This window comes from Shimazuella sp. NTD250 (assembly GCF_059510375.1).
Genome location: NZ_JCAJZS010000017.1, coordinates 1 through 7,279 on the forward strand (window position 1 = coordinate 1; position 7,279 = coordinate 7,279).

Here is a 7,279-nt window from a genome sequence, read left to right on the forward strand (position 1 = left end):
AATTCAACCCCTCGTACATATGTACGAGGGGTTTTTAGTTATCATCATGCGCATAATAACGAATAGAATTAACCTCTATTATCTCTGCCATATTAATCTTTCCCATAATAAATTAATAAAATTTCCATTACGTTATCCCATTAGAGAAAAATTAGTGTACTGTAAAGAAAAGAGGATTTGGTGTGACAAAAAAACGTTTGTCAGGAAAAGTAGCCCTTGTTACTGGTGGATCGAGGGGATTGGGAAGATGGATTTCTTTAGAACTTGCCCGAAATGGTGCTTATGTTGCTGTTAACTATGCTAGTAACGAAAAAAATGCAAAACAGACAATTGAGTTAATTGAAAGGGAAAATGGTCGAGCGATTGACTTTCGAGCTAATATTACTAGGGAAAATGAGGTCAAGCATCTTATACAGAAGGTGGAAAAAACATTTAAACAGTCAATTGATGTAATAGTCAATAATGCAACTGGACCTCAACCTGAGTTGTCCATTGAGGACAGTAGTTGGCAAACATATCAAGATCAATTGGATTTTTCCGTAAAAGCACCTCTATATCTCATTAAAACGGTACTTCCCAGTATGAAGAAAAAGATGAGGGGAAGTATTATCAATATTGGCAGCGAAGTTGTTCAGTTGGGAAATCCTCATTTTTCCAGTTATGTAACTGCAAAGGCAGCGATGATTGGAATGACTCGTTCTTGGGCAAGCGAGTTAGGACCCTACGGAATTAGGGTAAACTTAATAGCACCAGGGTGGATTCCAGTAGAACGGCATAAAGGGCTGGAAACAGAAGATTATCGAGTTCATGTTCCGTTACATCGTTTGGGCGAACCCTTAGATATTGCAAATGCAGTAACTTTTCTTGCATCAGAGGAATCTAAATTTATCACTGGTCAATGTTTATCCATTAATGGAGGAAACACTTATGGTATTTAACCCACTATCATGACTTCCTTCCATCGATTCGAATTACAGTCACAAAGCAATTTAACTATTCTAGAATAGAAGAGGTATCAAGATGAAAAAACGTCAAGAGGAATTAAAAAAATTAACTTCCTTACAATATGAAGTTACGCAACAGAACGCAACAGAGCCACCTTTTCGAAATGAATTTTGGGATAATGAAGAAGAAGGCATTTATGTTGATATTGTCTCTGGTAAACCTCTTTTCAGTTCTAAAGATAAATATGATGCAGGATGCGGATGGCCGAGCTTTACGAAACCAATTGAAGAAGCAGAGGTCGTAGAAAAGGCTGATTACACTCATAATATGATTCGTACGGAAGTCAGAAGTAAAGAAGCAGATTCCCATTTGGGGCATGTGTTTCCCGATGGTCCAGGACCTAATGGACTACGATACTGTATAAATTCAGCTGCACTTCGTTTTGTTCCCAAAAAGGATTTAGAGAAAGAGGGATATGGAGCTTATCTTTCATTATTTTCATGAAATGCCTCTAAGTAAGAGGCATTTTTTTATTGATTTTTTTAAATAACTTTATTTTCTATAGAGCAAGAACTGTATCAGCTCCAAAATCCATCATTAGGACAAAAGTCTTAGTTTTCTCGATTATAGTTGGCTTAAAACCCCCCATAATATTCCTCTATACTGAAAATTAAAATCCTCAATATTAAAATAGTTCTACCGTTACTAATAGTCTTGGTAATGCTGATTCAAAAATTTTCCAACCAATATCAAATTTTCTCTGATTTATCACCACATAATCTCCAAATGTCCTCTTTATAATGGTTTTTATGCGTGATACATAGAGGGGGTGTCATTTTGACAGGGAAAGGTAAATCTCGTAAGAAATTATGGAGTATTCTACTTGTTTTGGTGCTAGTCGCTGGAGGAGGTGGCTACTGGATTTATGCCAAGAATGCGGAAGCAGATGATACACAAGGTAACGTACGCTGGACGCAGGTTGATAAAGGGAATGTAGAGAAAACGGTAAGTTTGACAGGAACGCTAAATCCAGCAAATCAAGCTACATTGACAAGTTCAGGAGAAGTGACGGCAGTTTATGTAAAGACGAATGAAAAGGTGAAGAAGGGGCAAAAAGTTGCACAGTTGGATACTTCTGATTTAGAGCTGCAATTAAAACAGGCACAAGCTCAGTTAGATCAAGCAGAGGCGCAGTTAGATCAAGCAGAGGAGACGACTACGGTCGTCGATGCAAAAGGTCAAAGTACTACGAAAGAACCAGATGAAAATAGTATCAAACAAGCACAAGCAAATGTTGATCAACAAAAAGCGAGTGTAGATTCTATTGAACAGCAAATAGCAGATTGTACGATAAAGAGTCCAATTGCAGGAACCGTAATGCAAGTGATGGATTTGAATGACAGTTCATCTTCTACGAACTCATCTACATCTTCCGGATCCGGAAATAATGGGAATTCAAGCTCAGGTACAACTTCAAATGCTGGATCTACTTCTGGTGGTAATACCATCGCAGTTATTACGAACTTAGATACTGGTAATTTTAAGATTGAAGCAAATATTCCTCAAACAGATGCTGAAAAAATCGAATCTGGACAAACTGCAACAGCTGTTCTGTCAAATGAAGAAAAAACCAAATTAACAGCAACAGTAACAGGAATTAGTTATTTACCACAAACAGATAGCGGTGTTACTACTTACCCTGTCGTACTTCAAGTAGATAAACCTACAAGCTCTAGTACAAAACTGCTTCCAGGTGTCAGTGCAGAAGTGACAATAACACAAGAGCAGAAAGCGAATGTACTTCGCGTACCCACTGCGGCGATTGTACAGCAACAAGGAAAAACAGGAGTATATATTCAAGGAAACAGTTCCGGCAATAATGCCAATCAGTCTAGCAACTTACCAGCAGGACTTACTTTTGTTGCAGTTACAACCGGCTTATATGGTGGTGACTATGTTGAAGTGAAAAGTGGGTTAAAAGAAGGCGACCAAGTTGCTATTTACACTCCAATTACTCCATCTTCTAGCAGTTCTAACTCCAGTAATCAAAACCAGCGCAGTTTCATGGGTGGAACGAATGGTGGGAATGGAGGAGGATTTGGTGGTAATTTTCCATCTGGCGGAGCAGGTCAAGGTAGAGGAGGGCAGAACTAATGGCACTTATTCAGCTTAAACAAACAAGTAAAACATACAATATGGGCGGCGAACTTTTTTATGCTGCAAATCGGGTTAATTTGACTGTTGAAAAAGGTGAATTTGTTGCGATTATGGGTCCTTCTGGTTCGGGGAAATCTACTATCATGCATCTAATGGGGTTGTTAGATACCCCTTCAAGTGGAGAGGTTTGGATTGACAATGTTCTCACATCACGATTAGGCGAGGAAGATATGGCGGCGTTGCGAAATGAGAAAATTGGGTTTGTATTTCAAAGCTTTCATTTATTAGCTCGTACAAGTGCTTTGGATAATATTGCTCTGCCTCTCTGGTATGGCAAGAAAAAGCATAAACGCAACGTCACAGAAAGAGCTGCTAGGGCAATGGAGAGAGTAGGATTGAATCCAAAGGAAAAGGGACAAAATCATCCCAGTCAACTATCAGGTGGGCAACAACAAAGAGTTGCTATAGCTAGATCCATTGTTAATGATCCGGATATTATTCTTGCCGATGAACCAACAGGAAATCTGGACAGCAGATCAACGAATGAGATTTTATCCCTTTTTCAACAGTTAAATCAAGAAGGAAAAACAATTGTGATTGTTACTCATGAAGAGGAAGTAGGTCAACATGCTGGGCGGATTATTCGATTCCGTGATGGTAATATTTTTAAGGACGAATTGGTGAGTGCTCCAATTCGTCTGCCTGTAGGTGAATTTCAATGAGTACCGTTCAGTTGATGCAAACAGCAGTAAAAAGTCTGAGGTTAAATCCAATGAGAACTATCCTTACCTTACTAGGAATTGTGATAGGAGTTGCATCTGTTATCATCTTGATGAGCGTTGGTGGAGCTACAACAAGCAGTGTCACATCTCAGATTCAGGGATTGGGTTCAAACTTATTGATCATATCTCCGGGATCTTCCGATGACAATGGGGTTAGTCAAGGACTTGGTTCTTCTAATTCTTTAACGACAAAAGATGTGGATGCATTGGGTAAATTATCTTCATTGTCAGCGGTTGCTCCTACTATTACTTCCCGATCGCAGGTTATTTATGAGAGTAATAATTTTCAAACGAGTATCGAAGGATCGACACCAGATATTTTCACGATTCGAAATTTGACGCTGTCTGCAGGTAGAGCATTCAATACGGTAGAAGATCAAAATGCGGCTCAAGTTGCAGTAGTAGGAACGACAGCTGCTGAAAATATATTTGGTACCGGCGTAAATCCAATCGGGAAAAAGATTCAAATCGGTAATCTTTACTTCCAAGTTATCGGTGTACTTACCTCTCAAGGATCAAGTGGCGCTACCAATAACGATGATAAAATCATCGTGCCGTTTGAGACGATGAAAAAGAAGATTGCAGGGGAAACTAGCAGCATCATAATATATGCCTCTGCCAAAGACTCTAACCAGATGGAACAAGCACAAAGGGAAGTGGAAATGACACTTCGCACGAGTCACCAGTTGTCGTTTCGAGATACAGCAGATTTTACTGTTACTAACCAAGAAACCTTGCTGAGTACATTGACATCAGTTAGTAAAACTTTGCAGACTTTTTTAGGCGGTATCGCAGGAATTTCCCTTTTAGTTGGGGGCATCGGTATCATGAACATCATGATGGTTTCTGTTACAGAACGAACCAAAGAAATCGGCTTACGAAAAGCACTTGGAGCTACCAAAAAATCTGTCTTGCAACAGTTTTTATTTGAAAGTGGTTTGGTTGGTTTGTGTGGAGGAGTTTTTGGAATCTTGATCGGGGCTGTCGGTTCATGGATAGCTGGGATATTGATGCAAAGTGATGTTCCGATCAGCTTTACCGCAGTATGGCTTTCTTTTGTTGTATCACTAGTGATTGGATTGGTTTTTGGATTATATCCCGCATATCGCGCAGCTAAGCTGTCTCCTATATTGGCTTTACGATATGAGTAAAGGTTCAAGAGGGGGTTGAAAAATGAAAACATCAGTACTTGTGGTTGATGACGAATTGAAGGTATTAAATGTTATCGAGCCTTACTTAATACAAGAAGGATTTGATGTGATGACTGCTACTAATGGCAGTCAAGCAATTCAAACAGTATCCGATAAAAATCCGGATATTGTTATCCTAGACTGGATGTTACCAGAAATGAGCGGCCTAGAAGTCTGTCGGAACATCAGAAAAAAATCTCATGTGGCGATCATTATGTTGACTGCGAAAACAGAAGAAATGGACCGAGTAGTTGGATTGGAAGTTGGCGCAGATGATTATATGACCAAGCCGTTTAGCCTTAGAGAATTAGCCGCTCGTATTCGGTCTGTTTTACGAAGAACAAATCCATCCTCTTTGAATTCCCATGTTATTCAAAGAGGAGATGTTGTAATAGATGAGGAGAAACATGTTGTGTTGAAGAAAGGTAAAGAAGTTATGTTGACTCCAGCTGAATTTCAAATTCTCCTTACTCTAGCTACCAGGCCGGGTGTAGTATATAGTCGACTGCAATTACTTCAAGTCATAACAGGCGACACCTATCTCAGTTATGAAAGAAGTATCGATAGTCATATCAGCCATTTACGGAAAAAAATTGAAGATGATCTATCCAATCCTCGATTTGTGCAAACCGTACATGGTGTTGGATACCGATTTGGAGATATTCAATGAAGTTCCGAAACAAATTGATTTTAAGCTTGATAGTTTTAATTGTTTTTCTCGGTTCTGCTTACTATGCAATCACTTATTTATATACCCAGCAAATGCTCGAAAGCTATGCGAAAAATATGAGACAAGCAAGTGCTGAGCAATGGTCTAACCAGCTTGCTTATTATTATCAGGAGAATAATAATTCTTGGTTTGGCGTAGATGGATTTGTTCATTTTTTAGCTGGTCAAAACCGCGATCGTGATCGTATGGATAGTATTGTTCTGACCGATATTTATGGAAATGTGTTATCCCAATTCGGTCCGAATAATCAAAAGAATGGCGATATCGTAACGGTAAATATCATGATCGATAACGAAAAAGTAGGTATTTTAAAGCTAACGACTGGCATTTCCAATCGGCTTACTATCATGGAGCAAACGGTATTCCATTCCATGAAGATGGGTACATTTATTGGGATTATTATTACTTCCTTTATTGCATTGTTAGTAGGGATTTGGCTGTCTAGTTTTATCTCTAATCCTTTGCAATCCATGATACAAAGTATGAAAAAAATCAAAGATGGAGATTTGCAAGCAAAATTAGAAATTCATACAAATGATGAATTTGGGGAAGTTGGTGAGACGTTTAATTTGATGACCAATCGCTTATATCGAACAGAACAAGCGAGGAGTCATTTAGTAGCTGATGTAGCACATGAACTTCGAACACCTTTGACAATTATTCAGGGTCAAATGGAATTGATTCAGCAAGGAATAAAAAAAGCAGAGCCTGAAACCTTACTGCCAATTCAAGATGAAGTTGCTCGGTTGATTCATTTGGTTCAAGATTTACATCAGTTGTCATTAGCAGAAGTAGGACAACTACCATTGCATAAGAGCGATACAGATATAGGTGGTCTGTTAAGCAATATTGTAAGTATGTATCAATTGGAAGCATCTGAACGTGATATTGATCTGCGGTTAGAATATCTTAATAACAACGCATTTCCTCTACTGTACATTGATCCAAATCGAATCACACAAGTATTTGTTAATCTTATCACCAATGCGCTCCGTCATACTCCAGCAGGCGGCAAGGTACTAGTTCAATTAGAAGCACTTAATCCAGATGTTTTTATCCATATAAAAGATAATGGAAGCGGAATTGATTCCGAACACCTCTCTTACATTTTTGATCGTTTCTATCGTGCAGATCAGGATCGCTCGCGCGAGCATGGTGGTATGGGTTTGGGCTTAGCGATCGCAAAAGAGTATATCGAGGCACATGGAGGAGATATCACAGTCAGAAGTACAAAGGGAGAAGGCGCAACTTTTACTGTTCATTTGCGGTATCTAGGGAAGTAAACTCTTGAAAGCTCTTGCTAATAGCGGGAGTTTTTTGTTTTGCAGTTTTTAAGAGAAACATGCCCTTTAAAATCATTGACGCGACTATGTCCAATTACTTAGTCAAAAGCAATAAACTTATAATACAGTAGAGAGATTTAACAGATTGAGGGATAAAATGAAGTGACATGCTAAAAATAAATTTTAAAAAAA

Annotated in this window: 7 protein-coding genes; all 7 read left to right on the plus strand. The window is 38.7% G+C overall.

Going from position 1 to position 7,279, the window contains the following annotated elements:
* Positions 1 to 182 precede the first annotated feature (182 nt).
* The 7 genes from AC5WOF_RS19330 to AC5WOF_RS19360 all read left to right on the plus strand — a co-directional run bounded on the left by AC5WOF_RS19330 (position 183) and on the right by AC5WOF_RS19360 (position 7,087).
* The gene (locus tag AC5WOF_RS19330) at positions 183 to 938 is read left to right on the plus strand and encodes an SDR family oxidoreductase (RefSeq protein WP_496051579.1); all 756 of its coding nucleotides are present in this window, start codon (positions 183 to 185) and stop codon (positions 936 to 938) included.
* A gap of 82 nt (positions 939 to 1,020) precedes the next feature.
* Complete coding sequence (msrB, locus tag AC5WOF_RS19335; RefSeq protein ID WP_496051580.1) at positions 1,021 to 1,449, plus strand: peptide-methionine (R)-S-oxide reductase MsrB; 429 nt, start codon at positions 1,021 to 1,023, stop codon at positions 1,447 to 1,449.
* Between the two features lie 333 nt (positions 1,450 to 1,782).
* Positions 1,783 to 3,099: an efflux RND transporter periplasmic adaptor subunit gene (locus AC5WOF_RS19340; protein WP_496051581.1), complete on the plus strand. Its 1,317-nt coding sequence runs from the start codon at positions 1,783 to 1,785 to the stop codon at positions 3,097 to 3,099.
* Positions 3,099 to 3,824 (plus strand): ABC transporter ATP-binding protein, encoded by a 726-nt coding sequence (locus AC5WOF_RS19345; protein ID WP_496051582.1) that lies wholly within the window; start codon positions 3,099 to 3,101, stop codon positions 3,822 to 3,824. The genes AC5WOF_RS19340 and AC5WOF_RS19345 overlap by 1 nt, the downstream gene beginning before the upstream one ends.
* Complete coding sequence (locus AC5WOF_RS19350) at positions 3,821 to 5,035, plus strand: ABC transporter permease (protein ID WP_496051583.1); 1,215 nt, start codon at positions 3,821 to 3,823, stop codon at positions 5,033 to 5,035. The genes AC5WOF_RS19345 and AC5WOF_RS19350 overlap by 4 nt, the downstream gene beginning before the upstream one ends.
* A gap of 22 nt (positions 5,036 to 5,057) precedes the next feature.
* A complete protein-coding gene (locus AC5WOF_RS19355) occupies positions 5,058 to 5,744 on the plus strand; it encodes a response regulator transcription factor (protein WP_496051584.1) in 687 nt (228 codons plus the stop codon).
* Positions 5,741 to 7,087 (plus strand): HAMP domain-containing sensor histidine kinase, encoded by a 1,347-nt coding sequence (locus AC5WOF_RS19360; RefSeq protein ID WP_496051585.1) that lies wholly within the window; start codon positions 5,741 to 5,743, stop codon positions 7,085 to 7,087. The genes AC5WOF_RS19355 and AC5WOF_RS19360 overlap by 4 nt, the downstream gene beginning before the upstream one ends.
* Positions 7,088 to 7,279: the final 192 nt, after the last annotated feature.